The sequence below is a fragment of the Psychrobacillus sp. FSL K6-1267 genome, from assembly GCF_038003265.1.
GTDB lineage: Bacteria > Bacillota > Bacilli > Bacillales_A > Planococcaceae > Psychrobacillus > Psychrobacillus faecigallinarum.
This window is the reverse complement of record NZ_JBBOOR010000002.1, coordinates 127,398-153,055: the sequence shown is the minus strand read 5'-3', so window position 1 is coordinate 153,055 and position 25,658 is coordinate 127,398. Positions and strand designations below refer to the sequence as shown.

General features: G+C 32.4%; 22 protein-coding genes. 13 read left to right on the top strand and 9 right to left on the bottom strand.

Annotation, left to right across the window (positions count from 1 at the left end):
* Window positions 1-370: 370 nt before the first annotated feature.
* The 4 genes from MHB55_RS22190 to MHB55_RS22175 form a co-directional block, all read right to left on the bottom strand.
* Window positions 371-865, bottom strand: coding sequence for a hypothetical protein (locus tag MHB55_RS22190; protein WP_340845319.1), 495 nt, complete (start codon window positions 863-865; stop codon window positions 371-373).
* A 17-nt stretch (window positions 866-882) separates the two neighbouring features.
* Entirely contained in the window at window positions 883-2,358 is a 1,476-nt protein-coding gene (locus MHB55_RS22185; RefSeq protein ID WP_340864000.1) for a hypothetical protein, read from the bottom strand.
* Between the two features lie 268 nt (window positions 2,359-2,626).
* The gene (locus MHB55_RS22180) at window positions 2,627-3,448 is read right to left on the bottom strand and encodes a hypothetical protein (RefSeq protein WP_340845321.1); all 822 of its coding nucleotides are present in this window, start codon (window positions 3,446-3,448) and stop codon (window positions 2,627-2,629) included.
* Window positions 3,449-3,606: 158 nt separating this feature from the next.
* Window positions 3,607-4,608 carry a 30S ribosomal protein S1 gene (locus tag MHB55_RS22175; RefSeq protein WP_340845322.1) on the bottom strand — a complete coding sequence of 334 codons (1,002 nt, stop codon included), beginning with the start codon at window positions 4,606-4,608 and terminating at the stop codon, window positions 3,607-3,609.
* A gap of 387 nt (window positions 4,609-4,995) precedes the next feature.
* On the opposite strand from MHB55_RS22175, the gene MHB55_RS22170 reads away from it, so the two are divergent.
* The 4 genes from MHB55_RS22170 to MHB55_RS22155 all read left to right on the top strand — a co-directional run bounded on the left by MHB55_RS22170 (window position 4,996) and on the right by MHB55_RS22155 (window position 6,963).
* Window positions 4,996-5,187, top strand: a complete 192-nt coding sequence (locus tag MHB55_RS22170) for a hypothetical protein (protein ID WP_340845323.1) — start codon at window positions 4,996-4,998, stop codon at window positions 5,185-5,187.
* 202 nt (window positions 5,188-5,389) lie between these two features.
* Window positions 5,390-5,830 (top strand): ASCH domain-containing protein, encoded by a 441-nt coding sequence (locus tag MHB55_RS22165; RefSeq protein ID WP_340845324.1) that lies wholly within the window; start codon window positions 5,390-5,392, stop codon window positions 5,828-5,830.
* Between the two features lie 196 nt (window positions 5,831-6,026).
* Window positions 6,027-6,560, top strand: coding sequence for a hypothetical protein (locus tag MHB55_RS22160; RefSeq protein ID WP_340845325.1), 534 nt, complete (start codon window positions 6,027-6,029; stop codon window positions 6,558-6,560).
* Window positions 6,561-6,741: 181 nt separating this feature from the next.
* A complete protein-coding gene (locus tag MHB55_RS22155) occupies window positions 6,742-6,963 on the top strand; it encodes a hypothetical protein (protein WP_340845326.1) in 222 nt (73 codons plus the stop codon).
* A 128-nt stretch (window positions 6,964-7,091) separates the two neighbouring features.
* Here MHB55_RS22155 and MHB55_RS22150 read toward each other — a convergent pair whose 3' ends face one another.
* Entirely contained in the window at window positions 7,092-9,887 is a 2,796-nt protein-coding gene (locus tag MHB55_RS22150) for a type IV secretory system conjugative DNA transfer family protein (RefSeq protein ID WP_340845327.1), read from the bottom strand.
* Window positions 9,884-11,278: a replication-relaxation family protein gene (locus tag MHB55_RS22145; protein ID WP_340845328.1), complete on the bottom strand. Its 1,395-nt coding sequence runs from the start codon at window positions 11,276-11,278 to the stop codon at window positions 9,884-9,886. The genes MHB55_RS22150 and MHB55_RS22145 overlap by 4 nt, the downstream gene beginning before the upstream one ends.
* 1,134 nt (window positions 11,279-12,412) lie before the next feature.
* Here MHB55_RS22145 and MHB55_RS22140 point away from each other — a divergent pair.
* The 9 genes from MHB55_RS22140 (at window position 12,413) to MHB55_RS22100 (ending at window position 23,379) form a co-directional block, all read left to right on the top strand.
* Window positions 12,413-12,742 carry a hypothetical protein gene (locus MHB55_RS22140; RefSeq protein WP_340845329.1) on the top strand — a complete coding sequence of 110 codons (330 nt, stop codon included), beginning with the start codon at window positions 12,413-12,415 and terminating at the stop codon, window positions 12,740-12,742.
* 17 nt (window positions 12,743-12,759) lie between these two features.
* On the top strand, window positions 12,760-14,064 hold the full coding sequence (locus MHB55_RS22135) for a plasmid replication protein (protein WP_340845330.1): 1,305 nt from the start codon (window positions 12,760-12,762) through the stop codon (window positions 14,062-14,064).
* 350 nt (window positions 14,065-14,414) lie between these two features.
* The gene (locus tag MHB55_RS22130; protein ID WP_340845331.1) at window positions 14,415-15,350 is read left to right on the top strand and encodes a coiled-coil domain-containing protein; all 936 of its coding nucleotides are present in this window, start codon (window positions 14,415-14,417) and stop codon (window positions 15,348-15,350) included.
* A gap of 908 nt (window positions 15,351-16,258) precedes the next feature.
* Window positions 16,259-17,809 (top strand): hypothetical protein, encoded by a 1,551-nt coding sequence (locus MHB55_RS22125; protein WP_340845332.1) that lies wholly within the window; start codon window positions 16,259-16,261, stop codon window positions 17,807-17,809.
* A gap of 480 nt (window positions 17,810-18,289) precedes the next feature.
* On the top strand, window positions 18,290-19,171 hold the full coding sequence (locus MHB55_RS22120; RefSeq protein ID WP_340845333.1) for a site-specific integrase: 882 nt from the start codon (window positions 18,290-18,292) through the stop codon (window positions 19,169-19,171).
* Window positions 19,172-19,294: 123 nt separating this feature from the next.
* Window positions 19,295-19,912 carry a hypothetical protein gene (locus MHB55_RS22115; protein WP_340845334.1) on the top strand — a complete coding sequence of 206 codons (618 nt, stop codon included), beginning with the start codon at window positions 19,295-19,297 and terminating at the stop codon, window positions 19,910-19,912.
* The gene (locus MHB55_RS22110; RefSeq protein ID WP_340863999.1) at window positions 19,899-20,633 is read left to right on the top strand and encodes a hypothetical protein; all 735 of its coding nucleotides are present in this window, start codon (window positions 19,899-19,901) and stop codon (window positions 20,631-20,633) included. Before MHB55_RS22115 ends, MHB55_RS22110 begins: the two co-directional genes overlap by 14 nt.
* A gap of 2 nt (window positions 20,634-20,635) precedes the next feature.
* Window positions 20,636-21,481, top strand: a complete 846-nt coding sequence (locus MHB55_RS22105) for a hypothetical protein (protein WP_340845336.1) — start codon at window positions 20,636-20,638, stop codon at window positions 21,479-21,481.
* Window positions 21,482-22,047: 566 nt separating this feature from the next.
* A complete protein-coding gene (locus MHB55_RS22100; protein WP_340845337.1) occupies window positions 22,048-23,379 on the top strand; it encodes a replication initiation protein in 1,332 nt (443 codons plus the stop codon).
* 281 nt (window positions 23,380-23,660) lie between these two features.
* Here MHB55_RS22100 and MHB55_RS22095 read toward each other — a convergent pair whose 3' ends face one another.
* The 3 genes from MHB55_RS22095 to MHB55_RS22085 form a co-directional block, all read right to left on the bottom strand.
* On the bottom strand, window positions 23,661-24,125 hold the full coding sequence (locus tag MHB55_RS22095) for a hypothetical protein (protein WP_340845338.1): 465 nt from the start codon (window positions 24,123-24,125) through the stop codon (window positions 23,661-23,663).
* Window positions 24,126-24,295: 170 nt separating this feature from the next.
* Window positions 24,296-24,706 (bottom strand): DUF3888 domain-containing protein, encoded by a 411-nt coding sequence (locus tag MHB55_RS22090; RefSeq protein WP_340845339.1) that lies wholly within the window; start codon window positions 24,704-24,706, stop codon window positions 24,296-24,298.
* A gap of 429 nt (window positions 24,707-25,135) precedes the next feature.
* Window positions 25,136-25,603: a DUF2691 family protein gene (locus MHB55_RS22085; protein WP_340845180.1), complete on the bottom strand. Its 468-nt coding sequence runs from the start codon at window positions 25,601-25,603 to the stop codon at window positions 25,136-25,138.
* Window positions 25,604-25,658: the final 55 nt, after the last annotated feature.

Genomic DNA, 25,658 nt, shown 5'->3' with positions numbered 1-25,658 from the left:
TTTCCCCCTTATTTTTTCACCTAAATTCGAACTCACATGATGTAACTGAGATATGTAAGAAAACAAAAAATACCCCAATCAAATAGATAAAGACGTCAAAAGACGCTCATTCTACATGATTGGGGTATTCCCATTTTTTAATATTCAATTAAGTTTCAAGAAGTTCAATTATGATAGGTATTCCCGGTTATTACAAAATTTTAATGAAAAGGGAATCCTTGAAAAGTGTTATCCATAATTTATCATGCACCTATTTAAAAGTCAATAATTGATAATAAAAAAGTGGGTATTATTCTATACTTTGTTGACCTACTAGGTGGTTCTATAGTAATTGTTCATATAAAAGCAACTTATCGTGGAAACCGATTAATTATTGAAAAATTACAGTAGGAAAATACGAAATTAAGTTTTGAAAATCTACTGTACTCGTTTTTTTTATGACAGCCAAAATCTTAATGTTTTTTCCAGCTGCATTTTTAATAGCCACTCCCATTTCGTAAGGATGATTATCATATATATATTGAAAATCATTAATTACTAAGCAATTTACTATAGAATCGTTTATTAAACGTTCCATATGTTGTACTTGCAACGAATCATTTTGTAAGTATTGAATACAGTTTAATTGTTCATATTCACCTGAAGAAGTCTGATCGCTAAGAGAAATTACCTTACCATTAAGTGCTTTAGTCAAACCACCAAATTCCTTTTCATAATCATAGACAACAACTTTTTGTCCTTCATTAACTAATTGCGTAATATAATTCTTTACGGTCGCGTTCTTACCAGTGCCTATTTCACAAACAATCGCTATGTTACCTTTTACTATTTTAAGCTCATACTCTCCCAAACTTTGTTTTAACACATGAATTCCTCCTCTTATTATCCAATGATATAAAAAACTCCTAATACAGCTACTGTAATAGCAACACTAGCTACACTTGATATAATCAACATGCCTCTTGAGAAGGTTTTCTTAGGTGACTTAATAAATTCACCCAGCACATCATAAAGAATCTCCTCTACATCCGTAGATGGTTCATAAGGGCTTACTTGAATGGGGAAAGAATATACAGAACGCCATTCTAACCTTTCCTCTAAGTCCTTTCTAACACTTTCAACTGCTCCAGGAATGAGATAACATACATCTTCATGATTCGGATATATCTTTTGGAAAGTCTCAATCCAATGTAACTTCCACTCATCTCCTGAGCATACAACGCATTTCACATGGGAGCGTCTAAACTCTTCCAGGTAAGGAGTGTCTTGTATACTCCCTAAATCCAATACTACATATTCATATAGCGGAAATATCTCATATAAATCTTGTCGTTCTCTATATTTGTAATGAGTAATTCCTTGCATCTCGAATGTGTTTATACTGGATAGCATTCTTTTTTCACCCTCGTATAAGGTGTGAATACGATCATAGTCCTGTGATTCATTACCTTCTACCAATGCAACAGAATGTCCTAAATCCTTTAAATAACTTGCTATACTTATAGCGGTATGGGTTGCACCTATATGAGGGACCACGCCTGCCACACTTATTAGAACTGTGCCAATGATAGCGGATCGTTGTTGTACCCTGTCTATAGGCATAAACTCAATAATGTCCCCTAATTCCAACTCTGTCTGAAACTGTTTTTCTTGCTTGGCTTCCGCCTTTGCTTTGGGTATCTTTTCTTTTTCTACTTTTGGAGTATCATTACGCTTGGGTAATGATACTTTTCCGGCCAATTCTTTTAAATCCTGGGTTCTTTCCGATAGTTGCTTACCAATAGCTGCTTTCTTTTCACTAAAATCAATTTTAGGCTTTTTAACAGTGGATGCTACAGGTACCGCAGTAACCTCGTTATTTTCCTCTACGTCTAATTCTTCTTGTTGTTCTACTTCACTGGTATCTGTTGTTTCATCAAAAGATAGAGTAAGACCGCCAACTTTGAATTTTGAGACATTAGCATATCTAGGTGGAGCAGATAACTGTTCCAAGAAATTTTTAGCGATTATTTGTCGTTCATTAAAAATATCAAGTACATTATGTGCGACTAAATCACCTAAGAACGGATCGTTTTTTGGTCTTTCACAAATGAAGACTACACGCATATCTTCCCGATTGACTCGCCAAGAATTGATAAGGGTTAACAATTCTTGTTCCTTATCTTCTTTTGTATGTAAGTCACTTGGTAGGTAAATATCATGTAAAATTAGGATATTTGGATTTTCTAATTCAAGAATATCGTTTAAGTATTTCCGATGATGTACGTCATTGTCTATTACTTCAAAAGCGCCCTCTTCAAAGTATTTCCGCAAAATGTTCGCCATAGAAGGCTCGCCTACTGCAAGGAGAATGGACAATATAAAACCTCCTTCAAACAACAAAAAAATACCCCAATCATGTAAAAAAAGAACGTTCAGTACGTTCATTTACATCATTGGGGTGTTCCCGTTTATTTATATATAATTAATGGTTAAGTTTATATAGGGAACTGGAAGAATAAGTTTCCGCTTACTCTTCCAGTGTGTTCTCTTCACAAGATTAAAAACCTTGAGAAAAGGTGTTATACAAATAATTTATCATTAAACATATGCCAAGTCAATATAGCCTGGAGCAGCTGATAATCTCTTACTTCTTTGCTAAATAAGAAATACGAACACGTTGTACTTTATCTTTCTCCACCTTGCCAAAGGCAGTCTCTAATCCTTTACTTTCATCAAACCATTCGTCAATAACTAACCATACGTCAAAAGGAAACGTATTTAATCTCAGTTGTTCGTGAATGAATAGGGCCATACTTACAGAGGAAACAGAAATGGCTACTACCTGTAAATCAGTATGAGCAAATCCGTCTATTTTAATTGTATTATCCCTGTTATGCAGATAACGTAACTCTTCTAAACGTGATTGGAAGTAGCCAATAAAATTTTGAGCCATTTGAGCTCTCTCCATAATAATCTGCAATTCCCCTTCTGGGCTATTGACCTTCATCACTGCAAAAGGTTTCTTATACTTGCTAAAACCACCGACATAAGGGTACCAAGACCAACCTCTCACATTTTTGGACTCAATCCCTAGACAACGAATTTCATTCATAGCAACGTATCTTTGTATACCCATTGAATTGTCTAACCAGGATTCCGCTGCAATGAATTTGGACTCTGGATAAAGATGAGAGAGAAGCTTATATCCGCCTATCCCAAGTGTATGAGGACCTGGGGGACGGATAACTTCTTTTCCATCTTCCTCAATAAAAGCTAATCTGCACTTATGACGTTGCACAAGACCATACTTAGCTAAATGGCGTAGGTGCTTACTGGTAGCCGAAGAAGATTGCAAGGAAGACATATATCTCCTTAATTGATCTTCATTCGCTGCTCCGGCATCTCCAACTACTTTAAGTACCGTTAACATATCTTTATTCAGTTTAGAAGTGTTTATTAGCTCCAATACCTGTTCCGTCCTAGTCAAGGGTATGTATGAATCGGGAAGCGCTACCGTTGACTTGAAATTGGGATGGTCCCAAATCGAAATGGTACCATCCTCCCGAGGAAAAAGTTGGATCATTGCCTGTTCCATTTCAACAGGCGAACTTGTTTGATTAACCATTATTCGTCAAATAAAAATGAACCAAAGTCTTTTTTATTCCGCTTCCCTCGTGGGTAACCAATAATAATCACTCTTCCTCTGCGAGCTTTTGTATCTAGCTTCTGCAAACGACATGAAACAAAATCATCAATACTAGGCTCATCCAGTGCTCCAACTTTGCTAGCTTTCAGTTCTACTCCATCTTCAATTTGTACATAAATACCATGAATAGGGTGAACTTGCGTAACACGACCAGCAATTACTTGCCCCACTTGAAGCATATCCGCAGCTATTTCCCACGGATCTTTAATTGCAGCTTTTCGAGAAACACGAACTGCTCTCTTTTCTTTATCGAACATTAAGACTTTAACGGTTATCTTTTCTCCTGGTTGTGCATCTACTACATCTCTTTCTCTCCATGACCATTCATTACGGTACATATATGTGTCTTCCCCATTGATATGTACATAGATAATACCCTTTTGCTGATTATAGCCAGTGATAATACCATTAAATTCAACACTATCTAGTAAGTTGTTCTTCTGTAAATCTTCTAACTGCTCCCAAAATACTTCTCGTAATTTTTCTGCAGCTTGTTTCTCTGAAAGAATAGCAATGCTACTAGGTAAATCTAAATGAGTAATAACGAAGGATTCTTGCAATGTAACAAACTGCTCCAGATTACGAAAACTACGTTCTTTAAACTCCGAAGCAGGACAATAACCAGTGATTCCACCTGGTAAAGCTACAATCAAAGTACTCTCTTCTTGCATCTTTGGAGGTAATTTCATTGATTTAACACTGCGAATAACCCCTGTAACAATTTCACCATTTCTCTGGTGGTTTGCTAACTCTTCTAATTTCGCATTGGATTCCCATGACTTAGATACTTTCACTTTCGGAGTAACTTTTTCAGTGGTAGATGATAATCCTTCTGAATTATTTACTACCTCAGTAACCTCTCCGCTAGTTTGTGTTGCTATTGTTTCCTCAATTTTTGCCTCTTCTGATTTTGAGACCATGAAGACACTTCCTCTCTGTTTGATTTAATTCACTCAGTATTCATTGGTAATTCAATCATTCCCTCGGCAGAATCATGCCTTCTGAAACACAAAAAACCCCTCATTAAGAAAACGATTGTTACATCGTCTGCAAAATGAGGGGTACACCCTATAAATTTATTAAATTATTCTAACCGATTGACTATATTGTACAAATACATCCATACTCATGCAAGATTTTTTTTAAGGCTATGTTAAAGGCTAGGGTTGTTTTTTCGTGAGGAGAACTTGTTTGTGAAGTTTTCCACTTAAACTAACGGGGCAGTTTAGTTTAACAAGGAAACAAAGCGTTGTCATAATAAAACCACTCAATTAAAATTGGTGAGTGTTCTTTTAAGGAGTGGAAATATGTTTAGAAAAATATGGGTTAATTTACATTGGATTTCTTTGGGGAGTTTGTTATTGCTTATAATTCCTAATGCCATAATGAATAATTTAGACACACTTGAGGTCGGGCAATTAGTTTATGATATTCTTGTGGCTTCTATTGGTATTATTTCTACTTGGCTACTATTTAGATATAAAGATAATTTTAGCTAACGAGGTGCTTTAGCAAAATATGGCCATCCTTTCGATGGTCTATTTTTATGTCCAAAACATTAAGTTGATCCCAGATTTGCATTGTGAAATGTTACACTTAAACTAACGCACAGGTTAGTTAAAGAGTGTTGTTTAACTTGCGTTCAATAATTGGGCAATTTTGGAGAACAAGAAATAAATTTATGTTTAAGGGAGATTATTAATGGATAAGGTACAACAATTTTGGAATGATTTTTGTGTAGCAAATAATAAGGAAGGGACGGAATATAGAGGTGCATTTCAATTTGGAGCTTTGGCTGATTGGTTAGCTAATTTAGTTGTCGAGGGAAAGAAGACAGCGACAACTTCGGGGTTTGTGTTTTATGAGTTAGAAAAAGAAGCAATACCCCAAGCAGGCGAATATTATATTGTTCTAAATGGTCAAGATGATCCTGTCGCAGTCATTCAAGTTCAATCTGTCGAAGTTGTTCCGATGAATGAGGTAACAGAAGATTTCGCCTTAGCAGAAGGAGAAGGGGATTATCAGTTTTGGTGGGAAGCACATGAAAAATTCTTTACCGAAGCACTAAAAGAATATGATAAAGAATTCTCGCCAGAAATGTTAGTTGTATGTGAGCAGTTTGAAAAGGTATATCCAAAATAAATAGTAATAAAATCGCACGCGATTGTTTAATAAGCGTCGCTGTTCATATTAAACTAACGAGATGCTTTACTTCAAGAAGGAGTATAGCCTTTTTCTTATTGAACTAAAGTCGCAGTTTAGTTCAATAAGAAATGTCATAAATAATTTTCATTAAGCTTGGAATAATACACCTAAAGATACTTTGAGGTGAAGAAAAATGACCAGAACTATTTCCCTATTCCTGCTTTCATATTGTTTGTTATTTTTATTGACCGAATTTGCAACTGCAAACAATAAGCCCAGTCCTTATGAAGTAATATATCCTGAAATCGGATATAAGCCTGTGGAAGAAGCATCTAAGGACTTTGAACAACATTTTAAACAAAGACTAAAGCTACCACTTAGAGTTCCCCCGATAAGCTTCACTCATCATTTCGGAAGATTTAATGATTTAGAGGGCGACACCAATGACTCATTTGAAGTAGAATTTATCAGTGATTTATCATCTGAAAATCATTATAAAATTGATGTTCGACCTATTAAGTACGGTATTCCTAAACGAGAGAAGTATGTGTTAAAGACCTTTGAATTAAATAATGGGAATGAAGCCACTTATATGACTATTTCAGGTTTTAACGTGCTTGTTTTTGAAAGTGAAAATTGGCAGTATATGCTAAGCATCAATAAGCAAGTTTTAGATAAAGTTACTCCCGAAAACTTAGTTGAAATAGCTAATTCTATTGATTATTGAGTCGAAGCAAAAATTATTCTTATTAAGCTAACGGGTGCTTTAGCAAAATATGGCCATCATTCGATGGTCTATCTTTATGTCCAAAATATTAAGTTGATCTCAGATATACATTGTGAAATGTTACACTTAAACTAAATCAGCAGTTTAGTTGAAGATGATATAATTAAGGAGACAAATGTAATTGGAGTGGAACGAATACAGAATGGATAAAATAAAACGCTATTTAACAGAGCGGAAAAAATCATATTTTTTAATTGCTACATTTTTTGTTTTAATATTTATTATTGTTATTTTTATATTTGGACCTCCGAGGTATTATGTTGTACCAATTTTATCGATGATAATAGGTTACGGTAGTGTGGAGTTTGTCGGATATAAGCTCTGGAAAAAAGATAAATTTTGAATTTATCTTTTTTGAATTAACGGGTGCTTTAGTAAAAAACACTATCAAAGTAAAATGAGCCAGGAAAAAATATCCTAGCTCATTTTTTGTGTATTTTAAATCAACCTTTACCTTTAACATAGCTTTTTTTAATTAGAATCAGTATCATTGGTTTTTCCAGTCAATTTCTGAATGTCCTGTATGAACTGTTCACCCTTTTTGCTCAATTGACTTTGTGTATAACCACTTCTTGTAACTGGAGCAGAAGCAGATGTAACACTTGATTCACCCTCTATAGGTTCATATAGCTTTGAAAGTTTCGCCTTTTTCTCTTCCTTAACGTCCGTCTCGCTCAAGACTTTTATAGGCTCTATTTGAGCAGCTTGTACGCGTGGAGTAGTAGGCTGACTTTTTAAAGAGATTTGAGAGAAATCAATTATTTCAGGCATAATCTCTTTAGAATTTGCTTCTTTGTCATTTGAGTCAGTACTCCTAGGTGAAACGGGAGCAGCTGAACTATTGTAAGTATGAGCAGGAACTATATTGCTATCCGTTGAATCGCCATAACGTACCTCGTCTCTAGGTTGAGTATCCATTGCAATATTAACGATACGTTCAATTTCATCTACATCAGACGCATTAATTTTCTTAGCAAGTTCAAGTAATTCCTCTTCACTCATTACCACTTGTTCATTCTTATAGTATTTCTTATTTTTACTCTCTGTTTCTTCTATGCTTTCAATAACATCTAGAGCACCTGCTCCTAAACGATAGTTTCGTCTGCTTTCCAACCATACATTTAACGATTTCTCATCTGCTACAATTTTTGCTTTAGTATAACGTTCTTCAGGAATAAAGTTAGCATCTATCTGTACGACGGGCATAGGTTTATTATGGACAACCAATTTAACCGCACATTGAAAAGCTTCTTGATACATAATTTCTCCGCTCGTCATTGCCATATCCCTTACCTTAGAATAAGACGAGCCTGAACGTGATACTGGATCTTCTTGTAATGGTGAGACTGACATCTCACTTTGCCCTTCTTCATAGACGTATTTTTCTCCAAACATCTTAGAGAAAAAGTCAGCATCATAAGGAGACACATCCCCATAAACCATCCGGTTACGCAAAGTACCGATAATAGTCATCATGTAGAATTCACCAAATTGGTCGGCCATTTGAGCAAGAGATTGCATAATCGGCGTGATAATAACCTTATATTTACGTGCCTGTGCTGGAAACTCTCTAAAGGAACTATAAAAATAATCTGGTGCTTCATCTATAACAATATGGTGAAATGGTGACACCTTTGGTTCTCGCCTGAAGGTACCGTTTTGCAAATTCATTAAAACAATCTTCCCTAGCACTTTAGCTAAGTCTACTAGTTCCCCCTTAGCTGTATTAACAAGGAGCAGTCCACCCATCTCGAAATGTCTATCAAAGTCAAAATCACTGTCACCGAACAACACTCGACGAATCAATTTATTCGCGCCAATATCATTTAGAATATTTCTTAATCCCTTAACATCTGTCTCAAGGGCATCCATATATATAATATCTCCACGCTCATTTCGTTCTTTAATTACGGAATTACCCTGTCTAATAACCTTAGGAATAAGATTTAAGTTAAACCAATCGTCAATCCCTTTAACAATCTTCCAATGATTTCTCTCATCTCTATTTACAATTTCATTTATTTTATCAGGAATAGTGGTCTTTAAAGCAAGTTGCATAGTTCTTACCAGCTGAGGGTCATTATACATATCTAACAACATATCCAAATTGACATCTTTATTAGGATCATGCAACTTCAATAAGTATATATGGTGTTTCAAATGGTTACGTTGGGCTTGCTCGAAATAAAAACTGCCTCCCCCGGATTTGTTGTCACTCAACCCTGCTATAATCTGAGCAAAAATTTCAGCCACTTTATCTACTGGACCTCGCATTGGGTTAATACTTGGCGTGTTAGGATCTAGTGGATTTATATATGTTATCGCTTCATCGGGAATTCCATGAGCTTTTGCCAATTGGTAGACATTTTTACATAAATCGTTTGATGGTTCTATGATGGATAGACCATTCAAATATCTCCCTAATACATTTTGGGATTTATAATCAGCACGCTGTGATATTGTCGGGTAGGCTTTCACAAAACGAACCATATGGTCTAAATCTTGGTCGATTATAGGTTCTGCTAAAGCAGCTGTTTTCCCAGTTCCAATACTACCTACAATTACCGTCCCAAGTGTTCTGTCTCCTCCTGGTGAAGTAACCATTTCCTTATCAACGGATGTTTCCCCTAAGTATATATCCGGCATATAATCTGTTTTTTCCAACTCGCTGAATTTTTGTAACCATCTGCCCCTCCATTGGAAGTTAAAGAAGGCCTTTCTTAATTCCACATCAAATTCAACATACTTGTTCAATAAAAAATAACTAATAAAGAATAAAACTAGTACAGGTATTATGGTTATCATCAAATAAAAACCTTGTACCTGTCCTATTACTAGATTTTCAAGAATACCGTTTGTATCTACGTTGTTACCTTCAAATATATGTGCAAGCCTCTTATCAAAAAAAGGTAATAACCTTCTTCGTGCTTCAGACATCCCATAAGCAGCGATACTTCCCCATAGGGTCAATAACGAAGTAAGGAATATTAATACTCTTAGCTTTGGTGTTTGAAAAGCCTTAGCCCTTGTACTAATCAACCAACTGAATGCTGTTAATCCCATTACTAGTAAGACTGCTACGACACTAACAATTTGACTGTCTCCAAAAAGGAGCGGGAAATAAGCTGTTTCTACACCTATCTGCTCCGTTCTGAAATAGGAGACTACCCTTACCCATGACCGCATACCAAAATATAGAGTAGTTAACCATAAAAGTAAGACTGTTAGGAAAGGAAACCATACACTCCATTTAGACTCATTTATCATATAAACAACTTCACCTCTTCTTTCTTATAAGGCGAAGCAAATCTTTTGGAGTAAACTTTTTTCTCATGGTCACCATTACTTATTTCAAGAGAAGATATGTCCCTTAAATAGATGTTTTCATACAATTCATGGCCATATACATCTTCATCTGCTGACAATTCTTCACTGTAGATTACATTCAAATATAAAGGATTATCTCTATTGCTTGGAACTAAGTTATATTCATAAGTTAAATAAGCATTGTTTCTCATACGTTGATAGCTGCTTACTGATCCTTCTTCCGAAAATAAAATTAAATGTCTAGATACTAGGACTCCTTTTTTCTTCATTTGAAGGAGTAACTCTCCATCTAACCTCTTATCTCTATTAGGGAGCAGCACCTCGTTTAATTGCTCTATCTGTAAACTGTAGTCTTTTGCAATATGTTTTTGCATTTTGTCATACCAGGAGCCTGTACTAAAGATGCGATCAATGGAAAGTATTGGACCATTGTTTAATAAATGCTTCACTATACTAGGAACTCGCTTGGCTGTTGCAACATAAAAGAGAAGGTTTTCTTTCCATTCTGTATAGGGTGGAAATAACTCTTTTAAGGAATTAATTCTTTTATCCCTATTTTCTTTTCGCAAGTCTTTACCGACAGCAAAATCTAAAATACTTGAATCTGTAACAGCGAAAATAACTATTAATTCCTTACCTAAGCTATCCAGATATTCAGCCATTTTCAAATAACGAATGTACTTTTGATTGATTTTTTCACCACGTTGGCTGCCAGTGTCAACTTCAATGGCAATAATTCTATTATCTTTCTCAAAAACCCAATCTGGTACTATTAAGCCTTTTATTTCATCAGAAACCGTTTCTTCTGATACCCCTAGGTGTGGATGCCTACTACCTCTAATATGTGAGAATCCCTCAACGCTTCTTGTATTACTTAATAGTTCCAAAAAAGTGATATTAGCTAAATATGAGGTTGCTCTAGTGTGCAATGAAGGTAATCTTCTTCTCTTTGAAAGCGTCATAACTTTCCTAGCTTCCTCTTTTTCAATAAATCCATGACTTGTCAAAACCTCATACCCTCGCTTATTTAAGCGATAATGATAGTAGGTTAAGCCAGCCAGTTGCCCTTTCTCACTTAAACTTTCTTGCAACCGGTCCAACAACCCAGATTGAACGAACTTTTTTAAACGATTAGAAATCCAATTGGAGTTACGTTCTCTTCCGTAAGTCATTTGGTAAAGGTCATGAATACTTGGTGCTCTCATAGAACCGTGTATATAAATTTGGGAGAGTAAGAGTAGATCCTCGCCTTTTAATACAATACCAGTCCATTGTTCGTCCTTTGGCAACCGTATAGTAGGATAATCATTGTCTAATAACTGTTTATACATAGTTCTCCTTTCTAAACGAAAAAACCCCGACAACAAATAAAACAAGTGCTGAACTTGTATCATTGATTGTCGGGGTACTCCCGTTTTTCTATATAAAATTTTCACTTCGGGAGAAGTATAACATAATACAAAATCATTGCCTATAAATACTTACATTAATGTGTATTTGAATGTAAATGTGCTTTTTCTTATACATTGCTTTTAGTGAATAATGACACTGTAATTAATTACAATCTGAAACAAATGGACTCACATGCAGTTTTAATATTTAGTCTCGCTTAGCAAGTGTCTATTTACTTTGGTCTTTTATAGGTTTGAAGTTATCTTAGGGTAAATATTCTACACACACGGTCTTTACACACACCTTTCTCCCCTTCTTTAATGTGTGTGCAGCAATCCCCTTTAAAGGATGTGTGAAGATTATTTATAGTAAGTGCCATAAATAATATAAGGAAATACTGAAAAAGTATAAAAAATTTTTTTCATAAAAAGAACAAAAAGAATAATTTTTGCCCACTCATTATTGAAAAGAAATAATTATTCAGTTGAGGAAAAAAGATTCCTATTTGTCCGTTAAAAGAGAAATCTTTTTATTCATTTACAATGTCTTCGATGATGAACATTAAAATAAGAGAATCTGAGAAATTGAAAAGAAAAGAAAAGAAAAAAACAAAATAATTTTCCCTATCGTTTAAACCGGATAGTGGAGTTAAAGTTTTTTCTATACTAGATAGAGGGAATTACGGATGGAGCCCATCGAATAAAAAGTATCTCACTGCTCTTAAACACGTAGAAGGGTTAAAGGAAATATTAGATATGTATAAACTGAATTTGTAAATGAAGGAATAGATCTAATAAAATTATTAGTGAATTTATTTCAAATTTTCAACCTTTATTAATCTATATTCTTCATTTACTGCGGAAGTAACTGCGTTATTAATAGCGTAAGTTATTAACGCTTATTTTATAAGTATTTATAGTAGTAATTATTAGTTGCATTTTCTACAAAAGACGTTTATTATAAATCTTATAATAAGTATTGCGTCAGTAATTGAATCAATGATGGCGTGAATGAGTAAGTCATTGAAGCACAAAGAGATGCAGTAAAGTTTTTGCGAAAGTAGAGGTGATAATATGCCGTTAGAAAAGAGAGATATATTCGAAATATTAACCAGTAATCTATCAGAAGAAAGTAAATGGTTTTTATTTGCCTTATCTACTGAAAAAGTGCCTTTACACAAGGAAAATTTAAGAGACGTAGCAAATGAACTTTTCAAGCGAGTTAACACTCATGATAAAAAGAAGCAATTAATTACTTCTCGTCATAGCTTAGACATTCACACTGCCAGACTAGAAGGCGCAGGACTAGTTAATGTCCAAAGAATTGGTCAAATACGAATTTATTCATTGACAGAGTTAGGTACGGAGTTACTAAATTATTTAACAAACAAACAGACTAATTAAGAGATGGAGTGAAAAATATGAACAACCAAAAAAATTCAATTTTAAAAGATGAAAATATAAAACTAAGCCTTAGATTTGGTTTCCTAGGTTTAGGTATGGGTGGCGGTTCAATTGCTGCAGCATGTTCGGAAACTTTAACAAGTATCACTAATGCTCGATACCCTTACACAGCATTACTTATTAATACAAACTCTCTTGACTTAGATAAAGTGGATGTTAAAAATCCTAATACATCTAAACTCCTTATTGGAGATGGTCGTGGAGCTGGAAGAAACATTGAATTAGGAGAAAAAATATTTACTACCAATACGGACAAAATAGTAAGTAGTATAAATAAACAATTTAACAATACCGATTTCCTATGGATCGTTGCTGGTTTAGGTGGAGGAACTGGTACGGGATCTATTATAGAAGCAATCAAAATACTAATGACTAATGGGTTCAACAAGAAGTTTGGACTTATACTTACCCTTCCACGTAAAAATGAAGGACAAACCGTGTTAGCCAATGCATTACAACGATTACAACAAATTAACAATGCTATGAAAGGTCTAGGTTCAATAATCCTTGTCGACAATCAAAAATTATACGATAATTTCAGTGAACATAATCCTAACGCTTCTGTATCTGAATATCTTCAATTTTCGAATCGTTTTGTTGCTGAAACTCTTCATGAAATGAATGTGGTAACATCTACCTTTAAACCAGTAGGAGAAAATCACTTTGATAGTTCAGAGTTTTTGAATTTAATTAAAACACCAGGAGTTTTACATTTCGCTCGCTTCACAAGTAAAGCATCAGAAATTGATTCTTCTCAAAGTATTTCCCATATAGGAAAGCTAAAGGAACAAATCGAAGATGGCGTTTTATCTGATGGTTATAATTTAGGAAAGACTTCTAGACTTGCAGTAAGTATTTTGGCTAATCAATCAACAGCAAATAGATTATTTAACTTTGAATTTGCTAACTCTATTGAGGAAGAAATCAACGACTTGGCTCCCCTGTCAAATGAAAGACCGATAGCACAATATGTATATCAGAATAAAGAAGTAAAAGATGTTTATTTCTATGCAGTCTTTGCTGGACTAGCTTTACCAAAGAGAATCAATGAACTTGTGCAAGAAAACAATAGATTAATAGAACTTCAAGAAAGTTCATTCAATGAGCCCGAAGATATTTTCGCTGGTTTAAAGCAAAAACAAAGCAATGAATCAAATGAGGATACTGATTTTTCATCTTTATTTGGGAAGAAAGAAACTAACAAAGATGAAGGAAAGTCTGAACAGGAAATGTTTGAAGCTTTATTCGGCAAAAAAGAATAATTTTCTCTTTTCTTTTAAAAGGGTTAGAATGGTCACCCCCTTTCTAACCCTTTTTACAAAAGAATAGAAAAGAAAAGAAAAAAATAATAAGAGACGAAGTTAAAAAAGAAAAGAATAGAAAAGAATAATTTTTTTAAAGATCCATAACTTTAATTTATAAATTTTTTTTTCTATCCTTTTGTTTTATCAAAGAAGAAAAGAAAAGATTATTTTTTCCAGTAAAAATCTTTTCTTTCGAAGAGAATATTTCGATTTTCTTTTCTAAAAAAGAAAAGAAAGCCATTGAGAAAACTTTTACAATTATGATACTGTAAACATACAGAGTTTGGTCATTACAGGAGGAATGTAAGATGGAGATAAAAGAAAAAATAGAACATATCAAAGAAAACTTGAAATTTGATCCTTTGTTTGAGGTCATTCAAAATGCCAAACTTGAAGATGAATTATTCCAAGAAGAATTTTTACAAGAAATTGATATTAAAAAGCATTATGGTACCGTCAAAATAGCGGAATGGTTTTCAATGAGTGATTCTGGCTTGCGTTATTATATAAAACCATTTCCTTATTATCTATTTGATGAAGATGCACCTAATACAGATACAGCATATCGATTAAGTTTTATTTCTATCATCAAGTTGAAAATGATTACCATGCTAAAGGATGAATACAAGATAAAAGGGCTGGAAAGATTAATTGGCGGAGCTCATATTTCTTATTCTGATACTACTAACTTGCCGACTAAGAACCCATTTGACCCTCAAATAGAAAAACTAGCGTCAATCGTTGAACAAATTACTAAAACAGGGCTATTCCAAATAGAAGAAAATAAAGAAGAACTGAATATCTCATTAAGTGATAATTTTTTAAACTTTATAAAGTACACACTTACTCCAGCTGAGATTGAAGTAAATCAATTGAAGGAGAAAGAAAACAGGTTACTAGCAGACCTAAAGATAGAAAATCTTCGCCTTGATCACACTAATTCAAGAATTGAAGACATTTCAAGATACATTCAAGTGATGGAGCTAAAGGACCAATCTGAAAAGAATAAAGGTTTCCTTAGCAAACTTTTTGGTTCTACAAATAACCAGAATGATACCATTGCTTTTATTTCTAAAGCTAAAGAAGAATATGAGTTTTTGAAAGAAAAGTTAAATGTAGTAAAAGAGACAATAAAAAATCAAGAAGTAGAGTTAAAAAATACACGTTTAGAAATAGATCAAAAACAAAAATCTATTGACTCTAATAATCATTTTTTAGAGGAAGGAGAAGATAAAGATGTTTAACATTCAACTTTTTAATGTAAATAACTTAGCTAAATTAACACTAGTGGGTATGGTACTATCTGCGGCTGCTTTATTTTTAACAAATTAATATAAACATGAAAAAAGCCTCGGTACTTATGCACCGAGGCTTTCTTCTGACCACTCCACCCAAATAAAAAAGTAATTTAAATGAAGTTCCATAATTAAGTTGTTTTAATCGTACCAAATGTTTTATTAAAAGACAAGCAAGATTACGAATTTATTTGTAAAACAAAATATTATTGCGATAGGCTTAATATTTTGTTACTCTATAAATGACCACTCACAACGAACATCGTCAAATAATGATAAATTCTGCTTAAGAAGCTATTATTTATCGTATTTGAGGATAGTCGTTTATTTCTGTATACATTTTACAGAACCCAAATATAAAAGTATTTTTTTGTTGGTTTCTTTTTAAAAATGAACAGAAAAAAAGAACTTGCCACCACAACAAGTTCTAAGGTCTTTCCTAAATTTTCGATTGAATGCACGTACAGCTACCAACTGTACCCTTCGGCCTGGCTTGCTACCAACAAGTAAGAGCTGAGAAATTAAATCATAATCTCTTTCACTTGGATCATTCTCAAAAAACGAGAAATTCCGGGGCGTCTTTCTTATTGCCAAAAAAGGTATGTGCAGTTATTTATTATAATAACAAACTCAAACCCTTTTGACAACTAGAAAAATTGGCCTTTTTGAAAGAGTAATATAGTGTACTTTACTGTTGTTTTCGACAAAATATCACACGTACTCTTCGACTTAGCTGCTTCTTTAGGTTTTTATTCTAAGATATTACCACTGTACATATTTACAGTGATATTTTATCCATAAAAATAAAACCTTCCTACAAGATGTAGAAGGTCCTACAGAAATAAGGGGATAATAAAATGAGTAATTTATATGCTTTAAAAAATGATATAAAAATTGGCTACGCTAAACCATCCAAGAAGCATATGTTTAGTTTTGCTAAAGGAGATCTTCCACTTAACGGGAGTACTATGAAGTTTCTTTTAGCCATGTCCAAATATATTGATTCAACCAATAGAATAGTAATTGACGTTAATATACTCGCAAGAAAATTACATATACAAAGAAAAACTCTACAAGGAATTTTGAGAGAAGCTAAGTATTACAAGCTAATCTACTTAAAAGATGGTTTTTATTATTCAAATTTTCATGTAGTTACTAAAGGTAATTCTACAGAAATGGAGTACATTCGTTTACTGGATGAATACACTTCTCCTGTATTCTTAAATTACACATTAAATCTCCAAAGATTACTCTGCTATTTTTTAGCTACTTCTCCTATGGGGACACAGCAAACATACAATATTGTTCAGTTATACAACAATAAAATGAAAATGAAAAAACATCGTGGGCTAGATACTTTAAAGAAAACTGGTGGACTTGATATTTTTCCTACCTTCAAAGACTTACTTAACGGCTTATCTGTCTTAGTAGAAAATGATCAGATTGAGTTAAAGCTAATAAACAAGGCAACTGGCCATAATATTAAGCTTAATTCATCGAACAAAAATACTAAGGATATACTATTTGCACATTTTAATATGACTGAAGATAAAAGAAAGAATAGAATAACTAATGATGTACTTTACAACGAATTAATTCAGGTGAAAATCAGTAAACGGTTGTGTCAACAAAACTGTAAAGTAATTGCTACAGAATATGAGATTGAAGAAATGGCCCTTGCTAATAACTTCAGTTTTTTCGATATGCCCGAAACTCAAAGAAACTATTTAATTGGAATTAAAAATAGTTTAATGGGTTTTTGTCCTCAATCAGGTGCTACACTTTTTAGAAAAACACTACTAAACTATTTTTCTGAAAAAGGTCCCCTGGTTCTTTATCATGCACAAAGAGAAAAAGCAGTTAATTACTTCGTTGATTTTTATCTATTACCAGAAGTACGTAACATTTTAACTGGCGCTGCTTTACACCAAAATATTATGGCTACACAATTACGTGACATTAAGTTCAACGAAATACTTACAGCTGGGTATATTGTGTCTTTAGGAGATATTTGCGGTTTTATAAAGTTTTATTCTAAATATGGTTCCACAGGGGACATGTATTTGTTACATAGCAATTTGAGAAAGCATTTCATAAATACCAGTACTTTTAAACATGAGGGTTGGTCCAAATTTAATGAGAAACTGGATTTACAAGTAGAATCAATAATTAATATTTGTAAAACTATTTTTAAAGAAGACGTACGTTCATTAGATACTTATCTTACTAAATTAGCTGAAAGTGGCGTTATGTCCAATAAAGAGAAGCTAGAAAAAGAGTTAGATAGACTATTAAATATTGAACCAATAATAAAAGCGAATTTAAATGAGTTAATACTCAATATAGAGGATGAAGATGAAAATAGAATGAAGGTCCCTTTTTATAATTGGTTAGAAGAAAGAGAATAATTTTGAAAAAAAATTCTAATCGCACCTAGAAAGATCTACTTATTATTCGTAGGTCTATTTGTCATGCATTTAAATATTCTATTTTTTAACAAAATTTTTTTATAACTAAAATCTTATAGATTTACCGAAGAGATTCAATTTCCTATGCCCATTACTTCCATTTTTTAACTTATTAAAAAGATTATAATAAAAACAAAAAATATATATTTAACTTTAATAAGTTATATTGTTCCAACTTTAGTTAAATGTATATTGATGTATATTCCATTTTTTTACTTTATGTTTAGAAAGCCTATGTTTAATAGGACTCTGCTCGGTCTATTTTGTGCAATATATATTATGTATAGGTTTTGATATTTTATTTGTTATTAATTTTGTAATTAAATTTGATATATAATAACTTAAAACAAACTAAGAAATATTCGATATAAAAAAAATATGCTAGACTAAACATAAAGAAAAAAGAAAGGAGAAAACAGTATGCCATTTGGCTATGAAAATTATCGTTTAAAAAATGGAATTAGCCCAAAAACTGTTGTGAATGAAGTAAGTCTCATTCAATCCTTTTTAAAATTCGTGGATGAATATTATAATCGATCAGTTGCTCCTCATGAAATACGACCAATAGACGTTAAAAACTTCTTGGATATTCAAAGAAAAAAGCCTATAAAAGATTCCACTGTAAACAGAAAGCTTGTATATATAAGAGTTTGGTTTAACTACATGTGGGAGCAAGGGAAGATACCTGTAGACTTTATGGAGAAGTTTAAATATGACGTATTAGATCTCACACCTAAAACGCATAAAATTACTTTAAATTATTTTGAATTACTCAGTAAAAGAGATAATGTCTATATGAACTCAGAAATGCCTTTAAATGCAAAGCTATTTTTTTTATTTGATTTAAGGGGCATGAGAAGAAGAGATACATTAGGAGTGACTATAAAAGATATAACAGATCTTGGAGATGAATTAAATGTCCTTGTAGAAACAAGAGATGGGACTGCAACCTTTAATCTTACTCATCCAGGAGAGATTAGTGTATTGCTACAAGCCATAGAGAGAGCCGTATTTAGAGACACCCAATACCTTTTTACTGTCAAGAAGAAGGACCAGTATCTTCAAGAGCAACTATCATCTTCTTCAGCAACCAACAAAGCCTTAGCTAAAGTGCTAGGATTTAACTTACACTCTGAGGTAGTAAGGTTTGCATACGTACACTATTTACACATAGCAAAACAAGCAAAATTAGAAGAAATACAAGAATTACTAGGTACAACCAGGGAACGAGCTGCAAATATATTAAAAGAGGCTCTTGTTCGAGTAAACAATGTAGATTATAATATGCAAAGAACCTCTTAATTTTGACTATAATAAAATACTTATAATGGGAGCACCCCATAGTAGACGTGAAGAGAATACTTCGCTTACTATGTGGTGCTTTTTTTCATACTAAACATTAAAAAGGGGAGGAATATTAAAAGCATGCATTGTATCCAAACATACAAAAATCCTAAACAGATTAATCAATTACAAGCACTAGAAAACTTGACTATCGTTTTGTTACTTCAAAAGCCCATATTTAATAATTCAAAGAGATTAATACAAGTACCATTCAATGAAAATAAAATACCGTTCCTCGAAGAATATATTCTGAGGTATAATCTTAGTTCTCATGTGACTTATAAAAAAAACTTAGTAACATTACATCACTCAATAACTGTAGAAAATCTTGTGAGAGATTGGACTCCAAAAGGACAGGTAATAGGTATTAATCCTAATAAAGTATCTAGTGATTTATTTATGCTTTGGATATGTCTATTTGCAAAGAAGACTGATAAGAATGTGATAATTGAAACAGAATTAGAGGATCAAGTGAAACTTACCATATGTCGATTTTTCCGTTTACATTTACAAACAAACTTGATAGATAGGGGTAATATTTTTCAAATAAGGCCCTTTACAAACCTAATCTTAAAATCGTACCAAGAAAATAGATTTTTAGAGGAAACAAAAGAGCTGAACAATTTATTAACTGATAAAGATAGAAATAAACTAAAAAAGATATTGAACTCTTGGGAGGATTATAATGGTGTCTCATAAAAAAAATAGATACTTATTTTTGGTAATAGCTGCTTCGTTAAGTTTAAGCGCTTGTTCTGACTCGATTTTTAAAGAAAGGGTTTCGGAGAATGAAACAAAGAATTTAAAAATAGAGAAAGATGAAAGTGAAAAAAGTAATGATGATTCTCCACCAGCTGAGATTCATATATCAGATGAACAAAAAGAAGTTATAACTGATTCTGAAACAATAACTTCTGCTGAAGATGCCGTAAAAAACAGTGAGCTATCGTTGAGACAAGAATTAGAAATTATCGAAGTGCCAGAGAAGGATGCATATACCGACGTTAACGAATTTTCTCAGTACGTAAATGGATTGTTTTTTCTTTACCATTCAAAACAAATAGATGCTGAAACTTTCTATAACAAGATAAATCCTCACTTTAGCAAGGAATTTACAGAGTATCTACCAAAGGATAAGGAAGAACAAATTCAAGTGTTTAATGTACTTCAGAAAACTTTTATAAAACAACTGAAATCTCCCATAAAAGAATACCAAATTACAAATGTTGAGATTGGTAAACGAATAGAAGAAGCCAGTGTATATAGAAAATATATTCAAGCAAATGGAGAATTGATTTATTATGAATCGGTATTTATTAAACAAGATGGAAAATGGCTTATTTTAGATGATAGCCCTGCTCCACCATATGTTATAAGTTCTGATATTGAATCTAAATTCGAAAAAAAGAAAGGGGATTGAGCATGCAATTAACAGAAATTACTTATACAGAGGTTTATAATTACTTTCAAGAACAATTTAAAAATAACCTTGAATTTAGAGAGGAAATAAATGAGCTTTATTTGTTTTATCGAAGAAAATTATTACTTCACGCTAAGCAAAATCATCAACAAGACTTAATAGAATATGATTTTGAAGAAGTCGTTAAAAGCACTATTTTTAATGGATATTATATTATGAAGCTCATTTTGTCAGATAAGGATACGGTTTTATCTGATGATGATTGGATGCTAAATCCAGGAACAGCTAGGAATGAAATACCTAAGTTCTTAAAATCTATAAATAATGACAACGCCCTAGATTGGAAAACAGAAATTAACCACCGATTTAGCATGGAAGTATTAAATAGTATAGAAAGTGCTTATGATCTTACAAAGTCATTGATTCGAGAAATAGCAGAGTACGGTGTATTTAAAGCATTTATAGAGGATACTCGGTACAAGGGAAGTATAAATAGCGAAGAAAGTAGCTTACTACTAGGAAATTCAAATGATTTATACTTTCTTTCACCACAGGTTTATACGGTACCTTCATTTGTTACATTACAACATGAAATATGGGATTTGTTTTTTTGGTCTTCGTTAAACAAAGAAGACTGGGTTGGAACTGTTCATCTATCTAAATTACCAACCGATGAGGATAAATTAATTTATTTAATTGAATTTAATATTTCTGATTTAATTATGGAAGCAGAGAAAATGGAAATCATAGAAAAAATGGTAAGTAATTTGCCTTTAGAGATCCGTTCAGCCTTACAAATTAGATTATATAATGTTAGCCAATTAGATCTTGTATCTATAAACTTATAATAAGAAAAGCAGTATCTACAAGCTTAGTAGATGCTGCTTTTATAATGAAAATATTAATAAAATGAATTAGTTTTTAAAACAATATACGTATCATTTGTCATTAACTGAAGTTAAGAATTTTTGTCTTTTTTTATATATTATATAAAAATACAATACTACATGTTTAGTTGTTTATTACATAATGTTTATATTGTTTAAATGATTAATGTTTGTTTGTTTATTGTTTGCTAATCTATAATCTCTTAGAGCTTAATAGGTTGAGAGAATTTAAAGGCAACACTTTTGGTGAGTAATACTACATAATTGGTGTCATCTATAACATTTTTGGTGAGTAATATTACTTTTATGGTGTTAAAGGCAACAGAAATGGTGTGAAAGATAACAATTTTGGTGCGGTAAAGGCAACTAAATTGGTGACAAAGGCAACAATATTGGTGAAATTCAATTTAAAGGCAACATTTTTGGTGTAATACTTACAAAGACAACAAAAATGGTGTTATTTAAATCAATTTAATACTATTAAAATCAGTATTTTATTAAATTTATAGAGGAAGGCAACGTAATTGGTGTTAAAGGCAACGAAAATGGTGGCATACAACGAAAGGCAACGCCAACGGAATCTATATGTTATACTGTTTTTAATAAAGAAAGTTGGTGGATCAATGTCTGAAATAGTTGAATTAATTATTAGTAAAGATAATACAGTAACAAAATCAAACTTACTAATTGAAGCAGCATACAAACTTACTTCATCTGAGTTCAAACTAATACAAACCATTTTCTCTAATATCCAACCGGATGATACACAAACTAATACATATACCTTTCCAATTAAACAGTTTTTAGAATTACTAGAACTGAAAGGACAATCTGGGTACTCCGAATTAAAAAAAATTACCTTTGATTTGTTTAAAAAACCAATTTCTATAACCATCGCAGAAGAAACAACACAAATAACTTGGTTATCTTTGGTTAAATATAACGACAATAAAGGGACGATAACGATTGAAATAAATAAGTTTTGGGAGAAATACTTACTTTCTTTAACAAGTAACTTTACTTCCTATAAGTTATTTAATATCACTAATCTAAAAAGTATTTATTCTCTAAGGTTATATGAGTTATTGAAGTCACGAATTAATCTCAATTCTAAACGAGTGATAACTTTACAAGATCTAAGAGCTAAAATGGGCATTGAGCCAGATCAATATCCTAAATACTCTAACTTTAAGCAACGAATTATCCTACAAGCTCAAAAGGAACTGAAAGCAGAGTCGGATATATACTTTGATTTTGTAGAAATTAAAAAGGGTAGGTCAGTAGATAAAATAGAGTTTCATATATTTAGAAATATCCCCAAAGAACCTAGCCAACAATTAACGGTAGAAACACTTTTAATTGAGCAAAATAATCTAAGTCAATTTGGTTTAAAACCAAAAGTAATAAGTGAACTTATAGATAAGTATTCTACAGATCAAATTGATCGCAACATTGCTTATACTAAGGAAAAAATGGTATATGGTGAAGTAAAAAAACCAGCTGCTTATGTGATTAAAGCGATTGAAGAGGATTATGCTGCAGATGCTCCTGTTAAAGAGGATTATCAAGATAAACTTTTAGCTAAACTGCAAGGTAATAGTGCTTCAGAAGAAAAAGAAAAATATGACCGGACCATAGAGGATTTTGAAATTCATCTGCTTAGTGTAATAGATTTAAAAGAATCATTAGGGATTAAACCAGACGACATTCAAAAGGCTGCCTATGAGCAGCTTATGGAATATCAAAAATATCAAGAGAAAAAATATGATAAATTGGTTAGTCCTAAGTCTATCAAAAATACCTACCTAAAAAGTATTTGTATTGAGGTTCTTAGTAACATTTATTCATCTAATACATAGATATTAATATTAAGGGGCTTCAAAATAAAAATCAGCACTTTTTCTAAGGCTTTGTAGAAGTAATTTAGTATATCGAAATTTAAGACACTGTCACTTTGTTTTGTATTTGTATTTTTGCAAAAGTAGTATGCAACTATTAAGTAAATCAGATTTAAATTCTTGGCTATATTAAAGGTAAAGATTGATTTAAAATACACAAAAAATGAGCTAAGATATTTTCTCCTGGCTCATTTTACTTTGATATTGTTTTTTACTAAAGCACCCGTTAGTTGAACAAGAATCTATTCTATATAGTCAATTAGCTTTGCTGGAACTTGTTCAAAAATGTAAACTTCAGGGTTATTAAAAGGCTTGTGTTTCAAATAATCAGCCAGGGTATGCATACTTGCCCAATACTGTAATATTAAATCCTCCTTTGAGGGTAATCCTTCAACATAGCCTTCCATATGAGCAAATAAATCACTTGATATATCGAAGTTAAAAACTAAAATTTTATTACTGAAGACAGGAAATCGAAAATAAGGTTGTTCTTCATATGGCTCCAGATTTGCCCCAAAGGCAACTTTAAAATCAATCCATGTTGATAAGTTTCCTGGTCTGAAACGTTCTGTTAGGTCAGGAAAGAAATTTGCACCTCTTGAATACCATTTTGTTGCTGTTCCATGGTTTAAACCTTCTTTTAAAACCCTTTGTGGGCTTATACTTGAGTCAATATCATCTTCAATAACTAAATGATACAAAAACACAGAATTTCCTCCTTTCGAACGCCTTCCTCAATCACTCTAATTTTACCTCATATTTGCAAAGGGATATTTAACCTTCTTCAACTAAACTGCTGCTTTAGTTCAATAACAGAAATGGCTTTACTCCTTCTTGAAGTAAAGCACCTAGTTAGTTGAGTTAATGGTAATAATTTTTATTGAGATAAATGTTTGTAATCTAATATTTCAATCTTGAAATCGTGATTACATTTCAGCTTATTAAGCTTGCCACTATCACAGGAAGGAGATATCCTTACCTTAACTAAATCTTCTTTAGAATCACCAACTTTTTTCGAAGGGATTTCAATTCTTACAGTAACATCGTAGGAATGATTGTCGTTGTAAGCTATATCAACAATCCCTTTCCATTCCCAGTAAAAAAGGGTATTTTGCCTATACTCCTTTACCACTCTTTTATCAATAAATGGGAATAAAATGTCTAAAAGGATGTCCTCTGTTGTGACATATATTCCTTCTATTGAATTGGTTTCTGATTTAACAACAACTTGCGTTAGAGTAAGAGCAATAAATAAAAATCCTAGTAAGACTAAATATCGCTTAACCATCAAGATTCACCCCATATTTATGTTTACTCCTTATTCTTCCCACATTATCTTTTCTTATTAAACTAACCTGCTGCGTTAGTTTAATAAGAAAAAGCTACCATTACAGGCAGCCGCTTGTTTATTTCAAAAATATATATAATATTGCAAAAATAAATTACTTTTGGGGTGATTTGGATGATTGCAAACTATTTGCTAACCAAAAAATAATTGTGAAAACTAGAATTGTAAATATTTTTTTACATCTATCTCTATACCAATCCACAAGGTGTAAAGCGAAACAATTCCATAAAAAATAATTACGCTACTAATGTTATATTTTTCGAAAAACCTAGTATTTTTTTTCATTTCCAACCTCCTCATTTGATATGCTTTATAACTCTTCTAAAGCACCCGTTAGTGGAATAAGAAGGCATAGTTATAAATCATCAGTTACCAATTTGATAGCTTTGTTCTTGTGTCATTTTTATCAGTAATGTATTGGAGGTTTCCAAACCTTTTTATCTTTACATTATCATATAATCTTTCAAGTTTTTCATTGTCCTTACAATAAATCGTGACATAAACAGAATCAACAACTAATAATACGAGTTCACAATCACTATTTAAAAAATCTCTATACGTCTCAATTACTGATGGATTTTTCTCTTTTGAGTAAGCTTTTAAGTCCACAAAAATGAGGTAATATCTATTATCTTCTAAAAGTTCTTTAAGGGATAAGCCCTCTATCCAGTTTACCTCGTCTGCGAATAGTGGTTTTCCTAATTCATCATCCTCAACTAAATATGATTCCTCGCCTCCACTTAGCCAAATGAATTTAGTAATTTCAATGGGGGTTAAAACCTCCCAAAGAAACCTTCCGTATTCATTAGGAATTTCAAAACTGATTCCTCGTTTCATTTCTTCACCTGCACCTTTCGTTCAATAAGAAAAAGGCTTTACCCCTTCTTGAAGT

Bases quoted from the DNA above. Each gene is read 5' to 3' on its own strand.
- MHB55_RS22175 (WP_340845322.1), bottom strand. From the start codon at position 4,608: ATGGTCTCAAAATCAGAAGAGGCAAAAATTGAGGAAACAATAGCAACA.
- MHB55_RS22125 (WP_340845332.1), top strand. From the start codon at position 16,259: ATGAGTAATTTATATGCTTTAAAAAATGATATAAAAATTGGCTACGCT.
- MHB55_RS22085 (WP_340845180.1), bottom strand. From the start codon at position 25,603: ATGAAACGAGGAATCAGTTTTGAAATTCCTAATGAATACGGAAGGTTT.
- MHB55_RS22090 (WP_340845339.1), bottom strand. From the start codon at position 24,706: ATGGTTAAGCGATATTTAGTCTTACTAGGATTTTTATTTATTGCTCTT.
- MHB55_RS22160 (WP_340845325.1), top strand. From the start codon at position 6,027: ATGACCAGAACTATTTCCCTATTCCTGCTTTCATATTGTTTGTTATTT.
- MHB55_RS22140 (WP_340845329.1), top strand. From the start codon at position 12,413: ATGCCGTTAGAAAAGAGAGATATATTCGAAATATTAACCAGTAATCTA.
- MHB55_RS22110 (WP_340863999.1), top strand. From the start codon at position 19,899: ATGGTGTCTCATAAAAAAAATAGATACTTATTTTTGGTAATAGCTGCT.
- MHB55_RS22170 (WP_340845323.1), top strand. From the start codon at position 4,996: ATGTTTAGAAAAATATGGGTTAATTTACATTGGATTTCTTTGGGGAGT.
- MHB55_RS22150 (WP_340845327.1), bottom strand. From the start codon at position 9,887: ATGATAAATGAGTCTAAATGGAGTGTATGGTTTCCTTTCCTAACAGTC.
- MHB55_RS22135 (WP_340845330.1), top strand. From the start codon at position 12,760: ATGAACAACCAAAAAAATTCAATTTTAAAAGATGAAAATATAAAACTA.
- MHB55_RS22105 (WP_340845336.1), top strand. From the start codon at position 20,636: ATGCAATTAACAGAAATTACTTATACAGAGGTTTATAATTACTTTCAA.
- MHB55_RS22145 (WP_340845328.1), bottom strand. From the start codon at position 11,278: ATGTATAAACAGTTATTAGACAATGATTATCCTACTATACGGTTGCCA.
- MHB55_RS22165 (WP_340845324.1), top strand. From the start codon at position 5,390: ATGGATAAGGTACAACAATTTTGGAATGATTTTTGTGTAGCAAATAAT.
- MHB55_RS22115 (WP_340845334.1), top strand. From the start codon at position 19,295: ATGCATTGTATCCAAACATACAAAAATCCTAAACAGATTAATCAATTA.
- MHB55_RS22130 (WP_340845331.1), top strand. From the start codon at position 14,415: ATGGAGATAAAAGAAAAAATAGAACATATCAAAGAAAACTTGAAATTT.
- MHB55_RS22120 (WP_340845333.1), top strand. From the start codon at position 18,290: ATGCCATTTGGCTATGAAAATTATCGTTTAAAAAATGGAATTAGCCCA.